Annotated in this window: 12 protein-coding genes; 7 read left to right on the forward strand and 5 right to left on the reverse strand. The window is 64.1% G+C overall.

Features of this window, described 5'->3' with window-relative positions; all coding sequences use genetic code 11:
- Positions 1–147: 147 nt before the first annotated feature.
- The gene (locus tag ACN9M2_RS02475) at positions 148–825 is read left to right on the forward strand and encodes a hypothetical protein (RefSeq protein ID WP_426286599.1); all 678 of its coding nucleotides are present in this window, start codon (positions 148–150) and stop codon (positions 823–825) included.
- Positions 826–852: 27 nt separating this feature from the next.
- A complete protein-coding gene (locus ACN9M2_RS02480; RefSeq protein WP_426286600.1) occupies positions 853–1,923 on the forward strand; it encodes a lipase family protein in 1,071 nt (356 codons plus the stop codon).
- A 73-nt stretch (positions 1,924–1,996) separates the two neighbouring features.
- On the opposite strand, the gene ACN9M2_RS02485 is transcribed toward ACN9M2_RS02480, so the two are convergent.
- Positions 1,997–6,169 (reverse strand): GH92 family glycosyl hydrolase, encoded by a 4,173-nt coding sequence (locus ACN9M2_RS02485; protein WP_426286601.1) that lies wholly within the window; start codon positions 6,167–6,169, stop codon positions 1,997–1,999.
- 61 nt (positions 6,170–6,230) lie between these two features.
- Positions 6,231–9,425 carry a TonB-dependent receptor gene (locus ACN9M2_RS02490; RefSeq protein ID WP_426286602.1) on the reverse strand — a complete coding sequence of 1,065 codons (3,195 nt, stop codon included), beginning with the start codon at positions 9,423–9,425 and terminating at the stop codon, positions 6,231–6,233.
- A 675-nt stretch (positions 9,426–10,100) separates the two neighbouring features.
- Here ACN9M2_RS02490 and ACN9M2_RS02495 point away from each other — a divergent pair.
- On the forward strand, positions 10,101–11,189 hold the full coding sequence (locus ACN9M2_RS02495) for an alpha/beta fold hydrolase (protein WP_426286603.1): 1,089 nt from the start codon (positions 10,101–10,103) through the stop codon (positions 11,187–11,189).
- A gap of 186 nt (positions 11,190–11,375) precedes the next feature.
- Here the strand turns inward: ACN9M2_RS02495 and mscL are convergent, their stop codons facing one another.
- Together mscL and ACN9M2_RS02505 are read right to left on the reverse strand one after the other, a co-directional pair.
- A complete protein-coding gene (mscL, locus tag ACN9M2_RS02500) occupies positions 11,376–11,783 on the reverse strand; it encodes a large-conductance mechanosensitive channel protein MscL (RefSeq protein ID WP_306850995.1) in 408 nt (135 codons plus the stop codon).
- Between the two features lie 40 nt (positions 11,784–11,823).
- Positions 11,824–12,510 carry a fumarylacetoacetate hydrolase family protein gene (locus tag ACN9M2_RS02505; protein ID WP_426286604.1) on the reverse strand — a complete coding sequence of 229 codons (687 nt, stop codon included), beginning with the start codon at positions 12,508–12,510 and terminating at the stop codon, positions 11,824–11,826.
- Between the two features lie 133 nt (positions 12,511–12,643).
- Here ACN9M2_RS02505 and ACN9M2_RS02510 point away from each other — a divergent pair, with 133 nt between their 5' ends.
- The 4 genes from ACN9M2_RS02510 to ACN9M2_RS02525 are packed head-to-tail and all read left to right on the forward strand — an operon-like array spanning position 12,644 to position 17,117.
- Entirely contained in the window at positions 12,644–13,894 is a 1,251-nt protein-coding gene (locus ACN9M2_RS02510) for an efflux RND transporter periplasmic adaptor subunit (protein WP_426286605.1), read from the forward strand.
- A gap of 19 nt (positions 13,895–13,913) precedes the next feature.
- A complete protein-coding gene (locus tag ACN9M2_RS02515; RefSeq protein ID WP_426286606.1) occupies positions 13,914–14,600 on the forward strand; it encodes an ABC transporter ATP-binding protein in 687 nt (228 codons plus the stop codon).
- Between the two features lie 16 nt (positions 14,601–14,616).
- Entirely contained in the window at positions 14,617–15,783 is a 1,167-nt protein-coding gene (locus ACN9M2_RS02520) for an ABC transporter permease (protein ID WP_426286607.1), read from the forward strand.
- 11 nt (positions 15,784–15,794) lie between these two features.
- Positions 15,795–17,117, forward strand: a complete 1,323-nt coding sequence (locus ACN9M2_RS02525; RefSeq protein ID WP_426286608.1) for an ABC transporter permease — start codon at positions 15,795–15,797, stop codon at positions 17,115–17,117.
- A 269-nt stretch (positions 17,118–17,386) separates the two neighbouring features.
- On the opposite strand, the gene yedA is transcribed toward ACN9M2_RS02525, so the two are convergent.
- The gene (gene yedA / locus ACN9M2_RS02530) at positions 17,387–18,301 is read right to left on the reverse strand and encodes a drug/metabolite exporter YedA (RefSeq protein ID WP_426286609.1); all 915 of its coding nucleotides are present in this window, start codon (positions 18,299–18,301) and stop codon (positions 17,387–17,389) included.
- Between the last annotated feature and the right edge of the window lie 8 nt (positions 18,302–18,309).

Here is an 18,309-nt window from a genome sequence, read left to right on the forward strand (position 1 = left end):
AGCACAGGATTTTGAGGATTCTTCTAAAGATGTCCTCATGTGGTATCGCTAAGCTGTTCTCTATGACAGGTACGAATTGACGACATGCATCCGTATGGCACGTCGATTGTGCCAAACCTGCTTGACCGATGACGACGACGGACCTTCATGAACCTCCGCACATGGACACTGCTTCCGCTATTGCTGTTTCCCGCCTTGGTTGCGTGCGCCGAGAAAAAAGATCTCAGCCCGCCGCCACTGAATCCGCATCCGAAGGAGGCGCTGCACGTCACGGTGACGTTCGATCATCCCGAGGATGCGAAACGCTACCGCGTCACCATGAAAGCGCTCTATCAGAACCAGCAGCGCGAATGCGGCTACTTCGATCCGCAGCGGGGTGGCGGTAGCTTTGTCTATCCTCACGGAACGTTCGATATTCCCAATGAAAGTCGGGACCCGAGACAGGCCCGGTTCGATATCTATCTGGACAGATACAACGAAGACAAATGCAACTGGGAACTCGGGGTGCCCGACGTCACGATTCATGATACGCACACGGGGCGCGATGCCTTTGGGTACTGGGGGCTTGACGAGAATCTGGCTCCCGGCACGAAGTACAAAGCCGTTTGCCAGTTTCGAGCAGATGATTTTCCGCAGACTTGCTACGGCAGATGGCCGATGCCGGACGTGTCCCATTACAGCCGTGTTCCCATCACGGTTCATGTCTCCGATGACTCGGCACCGCTACATCCGAACGTACCGGGTTACTTCAGTCCTGGCAATTTCGTCAAACCCGTGACGTTGAACGATGCACCGAACCCGTCTTCCCCGGATAGCAGCAATTGACGGTAACTTCTATCCAAGGAAACGGATATGTCTCTCCCCTCCGAACAATATGCATTTCTCTCTCATACGATTTATGAACCGCTGGCGGTTGACGAAGAGATACGAAGCAATACTCACGTTTACAAAGTGCTCTACATCTCTCCTCCGTCCGCCACCAACTACCGCGGCGCAGTGGTAGCAGACTGGGCGACTGGCCAGATTATCGTTACGAACAAAGGCACCGAACCTTCCAGCATTCATGACATCACCGCCGATCTTGGCATGGGTATGATGGGCGCGCCCACTCAATGGCCAGAGGCTGCCCGCACGATGCGTTGGGCTTTGGATCATGCCGAGAAGAGCCATATCCCCGTAAGCGACATCAGCATCACCGGCCACTCCCTCGGCGGTGCCCTCGCACAACTGCAGGCCGCCATGCCCGAATCGGCGGGCATACACGCGGAAACCTTCAACACCTATGGCGCCCGGTCCATGGCCGAGGGGTTGGGCCTGGACGCCCGGGCTGCGGAGGATCGCGTCGTCAACCACCGCATGTACCACGATCCGGTGTCGACACTCGCCGACTCGATTGGACGCAGCGTGGACTACATGGATCATGCCGATTACCAGCGCCACAAGCAGGGTGGCCTGTCGCCGGTCGGCGAGGTCGGTGCCGTGGGCCGCGCGCACGGCATCGGCAATTTCTGGGACAAGGAGGGCAATCAGCCGGCGACGGTGTTCGCGCACAACTACATGCGTGACCTGCACCATCGTCCGTTGGACGACTTGCCCCGAGGTGTTCCGCTGGACCTGTCGGCGCCGTGGCACATGTTGGGTGAGCAGCAGGAGCGCGCCGCCATGCCGCCACTGGCGGCGACCGCCGATACGGACGAGATGTTCGACTATCTGTGCAAGGCGATGGAGCAGGACGATCAGGGCTTCATGGAAGCGCTTCGACAGATCGGCCAGACCGATGCCGCCAAGGAGTTTCATATGGAGGCGGCGCGGCAGGTGGACATGGAGGACCGCATCGCGGCTCTGGAAGCGCAGGTCCAGCAGGCGCAGGAGCAGCAGGTCTCGCAGGTCAGGGAGATCAGCGGCCCGGTGATGCGTCTGTAAGCGGCTCCCACCAGTCACGGGTGCACCCAAGTCATTGCGGTGCATCCGGCCGGTCGGGATGGCTTTCAGTCGCTCAGGGTTTTGCACCGGCGCGGATGGTTGCCTCGTTGATGGCGCGGGCCCTGGCCTCGTCGACTTTTTCGACCTTGCGGTCGTAGGTGTACAGGCCATTGTGCTCGCCTTCGACGTCGGTGATCTGGGTGTACACGCTGCCCGATACCCCGATGATGGGCCCCTTGTCGCGCAGCACCGCGGTGTTGGCGACGTAGCCATCGTTCAGTGCGGCATTGTCCTTGACCTCGCCATAAGGATTGATGGCCGTGTTGGGCCACATGTGTCCTTGGACGCCCAAGGTGAGGCCGCCGTGTTCGCCGTCCATCGAGGCACGGGTGGCGTCGGGGTGGGGCAGGCCGGGGCCCTGGTAGTCGTGCACGTCGTAGACGTCGCCCGCGTGTGGATCGCCCTTGGTGTCGCAGCAGTTGAGGCCACTGCGCGCATTCACGAGGCGCGAGGGATCGAGTTGCTTGATCTGCTTCGCCAGTTCGGCGGCGGCGGGAATGCTCCATTGGCCCCAGCCTTCGTTGAACGGAATCCAGCCGATGATCGAGGTCGTGCCCGCGAGCTGTTCGACGATGGCCGAGACGTCCGTGCGGAAACCGGCCTTGTCCGCCTTGCCGAGTGTGTCGTTGCGACCGTTCGGCAGCGACGGCATGTCCTGCCAGACCATCAGGCCGAGGCGGTCGGCCCAGTAGTACCAGCGTGCGGGTTCCACCTTGATGTGCTTGCGTATGGTGTTGAAGCCTAGGTCGCGGGTCTTCCGTATGTCGAACTTGAGCGCCTCGTCGGTCGGTGCGGTGTAGATGCCGTCGGGCCAGTAACCCTGGTCCAGCGTGGCGAGCAGGAAGGTCGGCTTGCCGTTCAGCACGATGCGGTTGCGTCCACCGATTTTCGCGATGGCGATGCTGCGCAGGCCGGCATAGCTGGTGACTTCATCGCGTTGGTCGCCTTGCGCAAGCGTGGCCTTGAACGTGTACAGGAAAGGATCGTTCGGACTCCACAGGCGCGGATGCGAGATCGCCAGGTGAAGTGGCTTGCCTGCCGGCCCATTCGCTTCGCCCATCGGTTTGCCATCGGCATAGGCCGTGACATGCAGCGTCGCCCCGTTATCGTCCCCATGCAGTTTCGAGTCGACCGTGAAGGCGTCCAGGCTGCGTGTGGGAGTGAAGTCCAGTTGCGCGAGGCTGGCGGTCGGTACCGGCTCCAGCCACACCGACTGCCAGATGCCCGAGGCCGCGGTATAGAAGATCCCTTCGGGCTTCAGCCGCTGCTTGCCCACCATCACGTTGGCGGCGTCCACGGGCGCATGCACGGCAACGACGATTTCCTGCGGCCCCTCAGCACGAAGCGTCTGCGTGATGTCCGCGCCGAAGGAGGTGTAGCCGCCTTTATGGCGAGCGACTTCCGATCCGTTGACGTACACCGTCGCGTCCTGGGCCACGGCGCCGAAGTTCAGACGCACGCGCTGACCATTCGCGGTGAAGGCGGCGGGAACATCGACCAGCCGCCGGTAGAACATGAAGTCCGCATGCTGTTGCACACCGGATAGCACCGACTCGACCGGATACGGAACCAGCACCCGGTCCTTCAAGGTCCGACCGAAGGGCGGGGCGGTCTGTTCGTTCGCCGCCATGTACTGCCACAGTCCGTTGAGGCTCATCCAACGCGGATGTTCCAGCGACGGGCGCGCCAGTTGCGGACGAGGATACTCGGGCAAGGCGTTGTCGGGCGAAACCTCCGCTGTCCATGGCGTCGCCAGGGGCGCTTTCTTTCCGCTCCACGTGGTCGCCTGTTCCGGCATGGATGCCGTCGCCGTGCCGGTCGAGCCGCTTGTGGACATGGACGGGGGTGCGTCGCGTGGATCGGTGCCCCAGGTCTTGCTCGGCTCCGGTCCCATCGTGAGTACCAGCGTGGCGCCGTTCTCGATGTCCGCGTGGCTGAACCAGGGTTTATTCCACGGCTTGCCGTCGAGCGTGGCGGACTGGATGTACATGTTCCGTGCTGAGTTGTTGCGCGCGACGATCTCGAACACCTTGTCGTTGCCCAGGCGCAGGCGAACGCGATCGAAGATCGGGCTGCCGATGATGTACTCGGGGCGGGATGGATCGACGGGATAGAAGCCCATCGCGCTTAGCACGTACCATGACGATGTCGAACCCTGGTCGTCCATGCCGGGGTAGCCGTATCCCGTGGCATCGCTGCCATAGAGGTCGGCGAGGATGCGGCGTGTAAGTGCCTGTGTCTTCCAGGGCTGTCCGCTCCAGGCGTAGAGATAGGCGGCCTGCTGGTCCGGCTGGTTACCCTGCACGTATTGCCCGATCACGCCGGTGCAATCGCGACAGATGCCTTTCGGTTGATACGGCGTGTTGAAGAACGTATCGAGCTTGGCGTTGAACGCGTCGCGTCCGCCTAGCAGGTTCATCAGGCCCTGAATGTCATGCGGTACCAGCCATAGCGTGGACCAACCCGAGGCTTCCTTCATCATGAAGTTGTAGTAAGGCTCGGCCGGGTCGAAGGGCGAGATCCACTTGCCGTCATCCGTCCGGCCGCGGAAGAAGCCGACGGAAGGATCGAACACGTTGCGGTAGTTCGCGGCGCGGCGCAGGAACATATCGGCATCGTCGTTCTTGCCGAGCCGGCGCGCGATGTCGGCGAGCGCATGGTCGTCCCATGCGTATTCCAGCGTGGTGGCGACGCCTGCCTTGCCGCCCGCGTAAGGCGGGCTGGGATTTCCCGGCGGAACGATGTCGGAGATCCATCCGTTCTTCACGTACTCGGCGAGATAGCCGCGCGGCCCCTTCGGATCGGTGGCGTTCTTGCGCAGCGCTTCATACGCGGCGGCGTAATCGAAGGGAATGCCACGTTGCGACGCGCCGTCGTAGAGGAACACCGCGTGGTCGCCGTGGAACGAGGTGTTCATGTAGCCGCGTTCGCGCGCACGGTCCAGTTCCGAACGCATGATGTCCTGCACGACGGTCGGCGCGAGAAGCATCAGGAGCGTGATCTGGTTGCGGCCGGTGTCCCAGAACGGCACGGGGCCGTAATGGTCGTAGTCGGCCACCTGGTCGTGGCCTTCGGCGTCCGTGTAGTGCTCACCCTTGCGGGCGATCATGCGCGGGCTGGCGAAAGAGTGATACAGCGTCGAATAGAACAGCTCGCGCTGCTTCGGCGTACCGCCGGTCACCTCGACACGGTCGAACAGCTCCGCCCACTTCGCCCGGGCTTTCGCATGCACCCGATCGAAGTCGGGGTCGCTGTCCTGCGCGCGAAGCCGCTGCTCGGCTTCCTGGGCACTGTGACCATGAGCGACGCGCACCACCACCTGGTCGCCCGCCTTCGTGTCGAAAGTGACATAGGCACCTGCGTAGTCACCCGAGACCGTGCGGCGGCCTGCCTGCACGTCTTCGTGCCCCAGTCCCTCTCCTGTATGGGTGACATCGGAGTGGAAGCTCCCGAAGCTCGCGAACGGCCGCGAGAATTCGGCGACGAAGAAGGGACCGTCGGCATCCCTGTCCCTGCGCCCGGCGGTGGCGACACCGCGAATGACCCGGTCCCCCACCACTTCCACGTCACCACCCGCGCGGCGCAGGTTGACCACGACGTTGGCGCGGTGGCTTTCGGGGAAGGTGAAGCGCATCAGGCTGGTCCACTGCGTCGCGGTCAGCTCCACCTTGGTGTGGAACGTCGCGAGGTCGACCGTGTAGTAACCCGGCGACGCCTTCTCGGTCGCCTTGTCGTAATACGAGGTCGCATAGTCGGGCGGCACCGTCCAGTCGCCCACGACGGGCATGACCATCGGCGCGCCGCGCGCTCCATAGGTCGACCCGCCGCCGGTGAAACCGAACATGACGGGACGCCGGTAGTCGTACGCCACCGGCACGCCCGTGGCGAAGCCCAGGTCGGCGTTGATGTTGACCGGCGCCGCCTCGGTGGCGCTCTGCGGAAGGCTCGCGCCCGGCGTCGTCATGCCGGTGTAGGTGGGCTCGCCAGGCGGTGGCGCGTTACCGAGCAGCGCCTGGTTGTCGAGCGAGGCCGTTCCCACCAGGGGGTTGGCGATGTCCACTGGCGCCGTGGCGGAGGTCGCGGGCTTGTTGTCTTTCGCCAGCAGGGCCGTCGTCGTGGTCGCGACGAGCACCGACAGCGCGATGGCGAGGGGACGGTGGGGAGGGCGCGCCGTGGGTGGGGTCATGTGTGATTCCTTCGCTTGGAAAGAAGACGGGGCCGGGCGATGTGCCCGGCCCCGTCGTTTTTTACTTGTTGCTGTCACCACCGAACTTGTAGGTCACGCCCACGTAGTACTGGCGGCCCGGGTACAGCAGCTGGACCAGGCGCGAGCGGGTGTCGCCGCCCAGGTAGGTGTGCGGCCTCGCCTTGTTGAAGTTGATGATCGACGCGGTGACCATGAAGTGCTTGTTGAACTCGTAGTCGCCATTCAGGTCGATCTGGTGGTACGGCTGCGCGTAGATCGGCAGGCCGGCGGCCAGGCCTTCCATCGTGCGACCCGTCCAGTTGTCGCTCGCACGCAGCAGCAGGCCATCCTTTTCATAGAACAGCGAGACGTTCGCCGCGTACTTCGCGCTGCCGATCAGTTCGGCCTTGCCGACCTGCGTATCTCCCAACGACACCGCCGTTTCGTTGGTGTGGTTGAGCGTGTAGTTGGCGATGTAGCCGAAACCCGTGTCCCAGGTGTGCTGCGCGTAGATCTCGATGCCCTTCGACGTGCCGGAGCGGCCGTTGGCATTGGTGCTGTACTGCTTGAAATTCGTCTGGGTGCCGCCCACGTTCACGTCGATGTTGTTGACGGTGACCGGCACGACGAAGTTCTTCACCTTCTTCTGGAACAAATCGATGCCGACGACGCCGTGCGCCGCGTAGTACCACTCGCCGGCGAGGTCGAACTGGGTGGCCGTGAAGGGCTTCAGGTCGGCGTTGGCGCCGGAACCGTACCAACCGGGCAGCGGGGCACCGAACTGCTTGCGATCGTTGTAGTACTCCTGCGTGTTGTTGGTCAGCTGACCCAGCTGGGCCAGGTCGGTGTAGTTGGCGCGTGCCATCGCCTGGGAGCCGGCGGCACGAAGGACGAAGTCGTCCGCGATCGTCCACGCGATGTTGAAGCTCGGCAGGAACTTGTTGTAACGCTTGTTGGTCGTCGAGTTGTTGAAGTTCTCGACCACCGCCACCTCGCGCGGCAAGTACTGGAAGTCGCCTGGCGCGCACGGACCACCGCCTGCGTTCACTCCCGACGCGGGGCAGATCAGGATGTTGCCGCCCGCGTCGTGGTAGTACACCGCGTTGTTGGTGGTGACCTGATTGGCGACGGTGAGGTCCTGCTTCGTGGTGACGAAGCGCACGCCGACGTTGCCGCGCAGGGTGCCCGTGTCGAAGTTGGCCTGCACATAGGCCGCCGCGATCTTTTCGCCGATCGACGACTTGTTCTGCGGCTTGTTGTAGATCGTCCGGTCGTAGGTGTCGTTCAGATAGTTGTAGTAAGCCGGATAGTTGATGGCCGGGAAGATGCTGTCGCCGTAGGCGTGGTTCACGCCATTGAGGTAGTCGGACAGCAGGAAGCCGGAAGGCAGCTGGCCCGCATTCGGATCGCAGGTCTGGAACTGCAAGGTGGTGCCCTTGCAGTACCAGCGCACTTCGTTGCTCTGCTGCTCGGCATTCGCATCGCTGTACTTCGCGCCGAACTGCAGCGACTGCAACCACGAGGAATCGAACACCCAGGTGAAGTCCGCCTGCGCGAAGTTCTGCGAGTTGCGGGTATTCACCATGTTGGAACCCGTCGAACCCAGGTCGACCTGGCCGGCGCCCGACTGCATGTTCTGCAGCACGGATGGATCGGCGGTGATGCCCGGCTTGCCGCTGAGGTTCCACGCGGCGCCGGTGCTTCCGTTCACCCACTGGCCATTCACGAAGTTGCGCGGCTTGGCGGCCATGCCCAGTTCGATCGAGGGACCGCCCTTCGCCCAGGTCCGGCCGACGTTGAACGAGCCGCTCAGGTCGCCGCCGTTATCCCATTCGCCTTCCAGGTTGAGGGTTTGCGAGGTCGCCTTCTCGACGGAATAGTTGCCGTTGAGCCACGGGATTTCCGTATTGCATACGTCCACCGCCTGGCGGGTGGCACCGGTGACTGGGTTCACCGTGGAGTTGCAGCCGACGCCGGCGGGCGGGAGCACGTAGTTCGCACCGGTGACGATGGTGCCCGACCTGTCGAAGGTCAGGCCGTTGGGTGCGAGAAGCCGGCCGTTCTGGTCGGCATAGTTCGTATTGTTCGGCAGGCCCCACTCGGGAATCTCGAGGGTGTTGGTGATCTGGGTCTGCTCGCGTTCGAACCGGAAATAGTTACCCGTCAGCAGGAAGTGATCGCTCGGCTTGAACTGCATCGTGGCCTGGGCACCCTTGGTCTTCAGGGTCAGGTCGTTGCGGCTCGTGGCGAACTGCTGCGGCATCCAGAAGCCATTGGAGATGTTTCCGGCCTGGTCGACGACGCCGTTGCCCCACAGGTCGATATTGTTGTTGACCCCGGAGCTGTACGGGTTGCCATGGATATCCACCGGCGGCTGCGTACAGGTCTCGTGGTCCTTGCAGGCATCCGACCACCAGTGCCAGCTAGAGGCATCCGCTGAATACGTGGTCGCCTGGCGCTTCTGGTAAGCACCGGCGACGAGCACGCCGAACGTCTCGTCCTTGTTCTTCCACGACCACAGCGCCGCACCCTGCGGTTCCGTCTTCGAGCTGGTATCCGAACTCGCGGCGGTGCCGGTGACGAAGCCTTCGTTCGCTCCCATTTCGAGCGGACGGCGGGTGCGCAGGTCGACGTTGCCACCGATGCCGCCTTCGTCCAGGCGTGCCTCGAGGCTCTTGTAGAGCTTGATGTCCGAGAACATGTTCGCCGGGAACAGCGTGTAGTTGAACGAACGCGTCAGGCCCGCCGAGGTATCGGCCGAGGCGACGTAGTTGCCGTTCAACTGCGTATAGGTCAGTTCGGGCGCGAGGCCGCGGATGCTCACCGTCTTGCCTTCGCCCGATTCACGGCTGATGACCACGCCCGGAACGTGCGCCAGTGCGTCGGCGATGTTCTTCGCGGGGAATTGCGCGATGTTCTGCGCGTTGATGACTTCGACGATGGAGTTGGCTTCGCGCTTGTCCTGCACGTTCTGGTCGATCGACTGCCGGTAGCTCGTGACGACGACGGTTTCGAGATTCGTGGGATTGGGCGACTGCCCGCGCTTCTCCTTGTCGGCTTTCTTTTGCTTGTCGTCCTGCGCCGCTACGGCGCTATCCGAGGTTTGAACGGACGCCGCCGCCGTCGCGGTGGCCGGCGTGGATGTCTGTGCGAAGGCTTCCGAGGGGATTCCCAGGTAGCCGGCAAGCGACAAGGTCGCCGAGGCGAGCGCAGCGTAAAGCGGCTTGCGCTTGAGCATGTGTGGCAGGTAAGTCATGTCTTTCTATGTCCCCTCAGTGATGCGCCTGCATGTGGATTGGGCGCGGTACTCCCCCGTTGGATCACTGCTACGTGTGCGGCTTATCGATGCACGCGTCCTCCTCCTGTTCTCGGCTTGGATCGATCCAAATTTTTGGCGTGCCACGGACGTCGGCGTGTCGGCCGTGGATGGCAACTCAGGAAGTCGCTACGGCAGGAATCTGCCGGGGAAGGCGGGGGGAGAGCGGTACGCCTCGGCGATCGGGGCCTCACGCGGGAAAGCGACAAGTCGATTGGCGCGTGGATCGGACATGATGAAAATGCGAGCGATTACTGGTTTCACGTCACGGCTCCCCATTCGTTCGACAGGCTTCGCGGCAAGCAGCGACGCGCGGACGGCGCGGTGTGCGCACGTCGCGGTTCTCCCCGCCCCGTTCCAGGTCCGGATGCTTCGCCACCACGGCATGGCGCGAAGCACTCCTTGCTTGGATCGATCTAATTTCCCCCGGGGCGCAACTTAAGGCGCTGAAGTCGAAGGTGTCACGCTGCACCGCAAAAACTCGCTGTCGGACCGACCATGCGTGAGCTACGCCGGACGTACCCGGTCCCGAGGTAACCCCATGATGTTTCCCGTATTCGAAGCCGCCGTGCTCGCTGTACGATGGCGCCCGATCATCACGGGGGAAAATCGGTCATGACGAGATGGATCGTGTTGGCCTTGGGGCTGGCAGGCGTGCTGTGTGGGCCGGTTTCGACATCCGCCGATGCACCTGCACGGAGTGCCGTACGGGGTGAAAGCCTTTCGCCTTCCTGCGGAAGCAAGCCGGCCAAGGTCGACGAATCGCGCTTTGTCGTCATCGGTGGGATCGAGCAATGGGTGACGGCCAAGGGAGACAGCTGCGCCAGTCCCATCCTCCTCTTCATCAGCGGAGGTCCCGGCAATCCACTCAGCGGTCTTTCCGACAGCATCTACGGTGCCGGCGAGCGCGACTTCATCGTCGTCCAGTGGGACCAGCGGGGCGCGGGCATGACCTATGGCCGCAGTCCTCCGGCGCCAGGCGAGAAACTGACGATCGAGCGGATGACGCAGGACGGGAACGAATTGGCCGCCTATCTGGCCAAACGCTATGGAAAGCGAAAGGTCATCCTGTGGGGCAGTTCGTGGGGCTCGATCCTTGCCGTGCACATGATCAAGGCGCATCCTGAGTTGTTCTACGCGTACGTCGGCACGTCTCAGATAGTCAATTCGGTGGAGGCCCAGGCGGCGAGCTATGAAAAGCTCTTGCAGCTTGCCGTGAAAGAGAAGGACCAGGACTCGCTTGCCGTGCTCAGGCAGGTCGGGTCGCCACCGTGGACCGATCCTCGCAGCTTCGGGAAAGTGCGCCGGATCATTCGCAAGTACGAGGCAAAGGTCACGTTGGCGCCCCCGGACCACTGGCATCGCGCGGCTGCTTACACCACCGCCAAGGCGGAAGCGGATTACGAGGCCGGCGAGGATTATTCGTTCATGAATTTCGTCGGGATGAAGGGCGACGGCATGCTGTCGAAGGTCGACCTGCCGAGCCTGGGCACGAACTTCGACATCCCCGTGTTCTTTGTCGAAGGGGCGCACGACTTGCTGGCACCGCCAGAGTTGGCCCGCCGTTATTACGACTCGATCAAGGCGCCGGCCAAAGGCTGGGTCTTACTGGAACACTCAGGACACGACCCGAACCAGGAAGTCGTCGATGCCGAGTACAAGGTGCTCCGCGAGGACGTCCTTCCACTGACCCGGGATAAATAGACTCACCGTCTATTTCCGGGCGCGCGAGGGATCAGGCTCGGCTTCGCCATCGTGTTGGGTTTTGCGTCGGGGCAGGGGGAGGCATCGGGTGCCATTCTCTTCGCTAAGTCCTCGTCCGGCCTTCGCCTCCCTGCGGAATCGCTCCCAGGGTGACGCCCGACGGCTCCCCCGCCTCGGAGCTACACCTTACGGCCGCTGTTGCGACTTCAGAAGATCGCGGATCTCGGTGAGCAGGGCCACGTCGGCCGGGGGCGCCGCCGGGGCTTCCTCTTCGCGACGGCTGAGGCGGTTGATCGCCTTGACCACGAGGAAGATCGCGAAGGCGATGATGATGAACTGGATCAGGACGTTGATGAAGACGCCGTACTGCACGGCGACCTCGGCCGTCTTTGTGGCCGCGTCGGCGGGCTTCAGCACCCACTTCCAGTCGGAGAAGTCGATGCCGCCGATGGCCCAGCCGATCGGCGGCATGATGATGTTGTCGACCAGCGACGTGACGATCTTCCCGAACGCGGCGCCGATCACGACACCGACGGCGAGGTCGACCACGTTACCGCGCAATGCGAATTTCTTGAATTCCGCAACGAAACTCATCGGTCCTTCTCCTCATGGCATGACTGAAACATTCGCGAAGTCAGACCACGCGCCCTTCGAGCGTGGCGATGCCTTCCAGCGTGGCACGGAAGCGGTCGCCGCGCTGGAGGGCGGCGACGCCCGCCGGCGTGCCCGTGTAGACGATATCACCGGCCTTCAGTTCGAACAGCCTGGATAGCGCACTGAGTATTTCCGGCACGTCGAGCACCATGTCGGCGAGCGTGGCCTCCTGGCGTGTTTCGCCGTTGATCTCCAGGACGATGCGCGTGCCGGCGCCAGGCGTGGCCTCGCTGGCGGGGACCAGGGCGGAAACCGGTGCGGAATGGTCGAATCCCTTCGCCACGTCCCACGGTGCGCCCTTGGCCTTGGCCTGCGCCTGCAGGTCGCGGCGGGTGAGATCCAGCCCCACGCCATAGCCCCACACCAGCGCGCGAGCCTCGTCGACGGAGAGGTTCGATCCGCCGGCACCCAGGGCCACCACCATTTCCACTTCATGGTGGAGGTCGTTCGTGGCGGACGGGTAGGGCACATCGGCACCGTCGGTGACGATGGCGTCCGCGGGCTTGGTGAAGAACATCGGGTTCGCCTTGTCGACCGAGGCGCCCATTTCGCGCGCGTGGTCGGCGTAGTTGCGGCCGATGCAGAAGACACGGCGGACCGGGAAGCGCTCGGCGCGACCGGCGACGGGGATGCTCGGCTGGGCCGGCGGCGAAATGACGGTATTCATGCCCCAAGCGTATCAGGTGACACCTGTCACGACAGATGACTGATGGCTGAAAGTGGTGCACGTTCCGCGCGAATCGCATGATCTTGCTGGGGCGGCGGGCATGCGCTCGAACATCATGGGGACCCTGGGGAAGATGAATTCGAACAAGGAGCTGCTCCGGCAGCTGAAGATCGACAAGTCGCAGAAGGAGCCGCATGGCGGCGGCCGCGCGGGGACGCATACCGTGCTGATCGTGGTCGTCGTGTCGTTCGTCGTGCTCGTCGCGGCAGGAGGCATCAGGGCGTTCCTCGCCCACCGGCCCGTGGAGGTCCGCACCGCCACGGCCGTATCGCCCAGCGCGGGCACGGAGGCGGGGGCTGTATTGCAGGCTACCGGCTACGTCACCGCCAGGCGGCAGGCGACCGTGTCGGCTCAGATCACCGGCACCCTGGTCGAGGTACTGATCGAAGAAGGCGACCGGGTGAAGAAGGGCCAGGTGCTGGCCCGGCTCGAAGACAACGCCCTGCGCGCCAGCCTGGAGTCGGCCCGTGCCAACGCGGCGGCGACGCACGCCAACGTGGCCCAGGTGCAGGCCCAGCTCGACCAGTCGCTGCGCGATGCAGACCGGCAGGAAGCGCTTGTCGGCCGCGGACTGGTATCCCGCCAGCTGGCCGAGCAGAGCCGCACCCAGGCCCATACCTTCCGCGCCCAGCTCAACACGGCACGCCGACAGGCCGATGCGGCCGAGGCACAGGTGGCCGTGGGCCAGGTGAACCTCGATTACACGGTGATCCGTGCGCCCTTCGATGGCGTGATCACCGACAAGGCGGCGCAGGTGGGCGAGATCGTCTCGCCGCTGTCCGCGGGCGGCGGCTTCACCCGCACGGGCGTCGGCACGATCGTCGACATGGATTCGCTGGAGATCGACGTCGACGTCAACGAGGCCTATATCGGTCGCGTGCAACCGGACATGCCCGCCGAGGCGGTGCTGGACGCTTATCCGGACTGGCGCATTCCTGCACACGTGATCGCCATCGTGCCCGCCGCCGACCGCGGCAAGGCCACGGTGAAGGTTCGCGTAGCGCTCGAGAACAAGGACGCGCGCATCGTGCCCGACATGGGTGTCCGCGTGTCGTTTCTCGAACGGCGTGCCCCCGTGCAGGCCAGTGCACCCAAAGGCGTGCTCGTGCCCACGGCGGCGATCGTTCGTCGTGACGGCCAGGAGGTCGTCTACACCGTCGCCGATGACAAGGCCATCCGTCGCCAGGTCACGGCGGCGAAACAGGGCGCCGGCGAGCTTCGCCTGGTGACCGATGGCGTGGCTGCCGGCGACACCGTGATCGTTTCTCCTCCCGATTCCCTCGCCGACGGCGCCGCCGTCCGCGTCGCCACCCAGACACCTTGATACGCACGGAGACATAGCGATGGCCACCCTGATCGACATCCAGGATCTTTCCAAGGTCTATGAGCGCGGCCGGCAGAAGGTCGAAGTGCTGCACGGCGTGAACCTGCGCATCGAGGAAGGCGACTTCCTCGCCCTGATGGGCCCGTCCGGCTCCGGCAAGACCACCCTGCTGAACCTGATCGGCGGCCTGGACACGCCCACCGGTGGCAGCATCGTCGTGGCCGGCGACCGGATCGACCAGCTGGGCTCCGGCGCACTGGCGAAATGGCGGGCCGCCCATGTCGGTTTCGTCTTCCAGTTCTACAACCTCATGCCGATGCTGAGCGCACAGCGCAACGTCGAGCTGCCGTTGCTGCTGACGAAGTTATCGGGCGCACAGCGCAAGCAGAATGCCTCGATCGCGTTGCAGCTGGTCGGCCTCGCCGACCGGGCGACGCACAAGCCTTCCGAGCTTTCCGGTGGACAGCAGCAGCGCGTGGCGATCGCGCGCGCCATCGTCTCCGACCCGACCTTGCTGGTCTGCGACGAGCCGACCGGTGACCTGGATCGCCAATCCGCCGAGGAGATCCTGGGCTTGCTGCGCGAGCTCAATCGCGAGCACGGCAAGACCATCGTGATGGTGACCCACGATCCCAAGGCCGCCGAATACGCCAACCATACCCTGCACCTCGACAAGGGCACCCTCGTCGAACAGTCCGTGGCCTGACGCGGAGGATGCCGGCATGAAATACCTGCACCTCATCTGGGCCGCGCTGTTCCGGCGCAAAGCCCGCACGTTCTTCACGCTGATCTCGATCCTCGCCGCGTTCCTGCTGTTCGGCATGCTCGATGCGACGCGTGCGGCCTTTTCCTCGGGAGGCAGCGTGATAGGCGTCGACCGCCTCATCACCACCTCGCGCTATTCCATCATCCAGTCGCTTCCCGCCAGCCTCGCCACGCGCATGCAGGCCGTCCCGGGCGTCAAATCGGTGGGTCATGCCAACTGGTTCGGCGGTATCTACCAGGACCCGAAGAACTTCGTGCTCAGTTTCGCCGTGAGCGACAACTACCTCGATATCTACCAGGAGATCGTGCTGCCGCCGGAGCAGCGCAAGGTGTACGAGGCGACACGCACCGGCGCGATCGTGGGCGAGGCGCTGGCGAAGCGTTTCGGCTGGAAGGTGGGTGACAAGGTCCCGCTGCAATCCACGATCTTCCCACAGCGCAATGGCGACAAGACCTGGCCGTTCGACATCGTAGGCATCTACACGCCGGCCAAGGGCGCGGCCAACGGTACCGACCAGCAGTTCTTCTTCCATCACAAGTATTTCGAGGACGCGAACGCTTTCCAGAACGTCGGCACCACCGTGGGCTGGTACGTGGTGAAGCTGACCTCGGCCGACCAGGCGGATCGTGTGGCCAAGGCCATCGACGCCCTGTCGGCCAATTCGGACCATGAAACCAAGACGCAGACGGAGCAGGCGTTCAACGCATCGTTCGCCAAGCAGTTGGGCGATATCGGGCTGATCGTCTCGGCGATCATGGGCGCGGTGTTCTTTACCCTGATCCTGCTCACCGGCAACACCATGGCGCAGGCGGTCCGCGAACGGACCAACGAACTCGCGGTGCTGAAGACGATCGGGTTCTCCAGCCGCAGCGTGCTTTGCATGGTGCTGGCGGAGGGCGTGTTGTTGCTCGTGCTCGGTGGTGTATTGGGGCTCGCGCTGGCCGGCGTGCTCGTGCCGATCGTGGCGAAGGGTAGCGGGGGCATGCTCAACCTGCCGCCGATCGGCACGCAGACCTGGGTGCTCGGGATCGTCCTGATGCTGGCCATCGGCGCGCTTGTCGGCGTGCTGCCCGCCATTCGCGCCATGCGTCTCAACATTGTCGATGCGCTCGCCGGGCGCTGAGGGAACATACGATGAAATCCGCAAAGAAGTTCGGAACCGGCGTCCTCACCTTGCTGGTGATCGCGGTCTTTCTCGCCGTATGGATCGTCTTGCCCTGGCCGGGCGTGGTGGCGCTGGCGGTGGTGCTCGCACTCTGGATGGCGCTGACCCGTCGTGGCCGGCAGACCTGGGAGGTGACCAAGGTGGGCCTGGCGACGGTCACCCAGCGCCTGGGTTCGTCATCGGTCGTGGTCGTTGGCATCGCCGGCGTGGTCGGCGTGCTGGTGGCGATGCTGGCCATGAGCGAAGGCTTTGCCGAAACGCTGCGCTCCACGGGCAACGAGCATACCGCCATCGTCCTTCGCGGCGGTTCGCAGGCGGAACTCAATTCGATCCTCGATCGCGACAGCGCGAACGTGGTGATCCAGGCGCCGGGTGTGAAGAAGGATGCGAAGGGCAGGCCGATCGCTTCCGGCGAACTGGTGGTCGTGGCGAACCTGCCACGCAAGGGCGATCCCGCCAGCGACTCGAACGTGCCCATCCGTGGCGTGAGTGAGGACGTCTGGAGCTTGCGCGACCAGGTGAAGATCGTCGAGGGGCGGAAGTTCCAGCCAGGGCTGCGCGAGCTGATCGTCGGCAAGGGCGCCAAGGCGCAGTTCGAAGGCCTCGATGTCGGCAAGTCCATTCGGCTTGCCGGGCAGACGTGGACCGTCGTCGGCGCCTTCGAATCGAAGGACGCCCTCGAATCGGAACTATGGGGTGACACGCAGAGCGTCGCTTCGGCCTACCGTCGTGGCAGCAGCGTGCAGTCGGTGACGGTATTGCTCGACTCGCCCAAGTCGTTCGACGCGTTCAAGGCCGCGCTGGTGGCGGACCCGCGCCTGAAGGTGGACGTCTCGACGACCCGCGAGTACTTCGGCAAGCAGTCCGAAGGACTGACCAAGGTGCTGCGCGCGGTCGGCATCACCGTGGGCATCATCATGGCGATCGGTGCGGTGTTCGGCGCACTCAACACGATGTTCGCGGCCATCCAGGCACGCGCCCGCGAGATCGCCACGCTTCGGGCCATCGGCTTCCGTGGCGTGCCCGTGGTGGTATCCGTGATGCTGGAGACGATGCTGCTGGCCTTGCTTGGCGGCATCGTCGGTGCGGGTATCGTGTGGATCGTCTTCAACGGCTACACCGCGTCCACACTGGGCGCGAACTTCAGCCAGGTGGTCTTCCGCTTCCATGTCAGTGGCGAACTCCTGTGGACGGGCATCAAGTGGGCCCTCGCCATCGGGTTCATCGGCGGACTGTTCCCAGCCCTGCGTGCGGCGCGGGTGCCGGTGACGACGGCGTTGAGGGAGTTGTAGCGTCGCCGGGCGTGCCTTGCCGGAAGGGTTGGCACGCCGCCAGCGCGGCGATGCCGATGCCGAACACCGTCGTCATGCGTGCCATCCACCATCGAAGCCTGCGTGAGCAGGCGAAGCGCCCCGATCCGGCTCCAGCCATCGAATCTCTCCCACGAACGAGGAGGGCAGCCTAGGGAGTCGTATCTCGCATGGACATCGAAGGATTCTGAAAAACACCCGCTGCCGGCCGTCTTGCGACCTGCGTCACATTCCCGCGCGAACGCCTGCGATCAGGTCTTGCGCACGCGCATCATCGTGATGATCCCCACGCCGACCAGGATGATCGCCATGCCTGCGAGGTCGAACGGACCGACGTGCTCGCCGGCCAGGGCCACGCCGAACAACACGGCGACCGGCGGATTCACGTACGCATAGCTCGTGGCGAGGGCGGGGCGGACGGTCTTCAGCACGTAAAGGTAGGCACTAAAGGCGATGATCGAACCGAAGACCACGAGGTAGGCCAGCGCAGCGGTGGCACCGGTTTCCGGGTGCGCCGGAAAGCGTTCGCCATGCAGTAGCGCGATGATCGTCAGCGAGACGCTCGCGCACAGCATTTGCGCGGCGGTGTTCATCGGCCCCTTCGGCATGTCCTGCCGCTTCGACCACACGGAACCGAACGCCCACGCCATGGCCGCGCAGATCAGTGCGATGGCGCCGAGTGGCGAGCCGGAAAGTCCCGCGCCCAGGTTCAGCACGATCACGCCGATGAAGCCGAGCAGCAGGCCGGCGGTTTCACCGCGGGTGGGCCACTCACGATAGATGCCACCGAACAGCGCGGCGAACAGCGGCATGCTCGCCACCGCCACCGCGGCGATGCCGGAGCTGACCGTTTGCTCGGCGAAGCAGACCAGACCATTGCCGCCGGCGAGCAGCAGGGTGCCGACGATGGCCGCGTTCTTCCACTGGCGTGGGGTTGGCAGCGTGGCCCCGCGCAGGCGCAGCACGGCGAAGAGCAGCACCCCCGCCACGGCGAAACGGATGGCGGCGAGCAGGAACGGCGGGTAGCTCACCAGGGCATAGCGAATGGCGAGATAGGTCGAGCCCCAAATCACATAGAGCGCGAACAGCGACAGCGGCACCATCCAGCGCGGGTCGCTGAGGGCGGAGGCGGGAGCTTGGCTGGTGCTGCAGGCGGCGTCTGACATGCGGGGAA

Origin of the sequence: Luteibacter sp. E-22 (assembly GCF_049913125.1) — a bacterium.
Lineage (GTDB): Bacteria > Pseudomonadota > Gammaproteobacteria > Xanthomonadales > Rhodanobacteraceae > Luteibacter.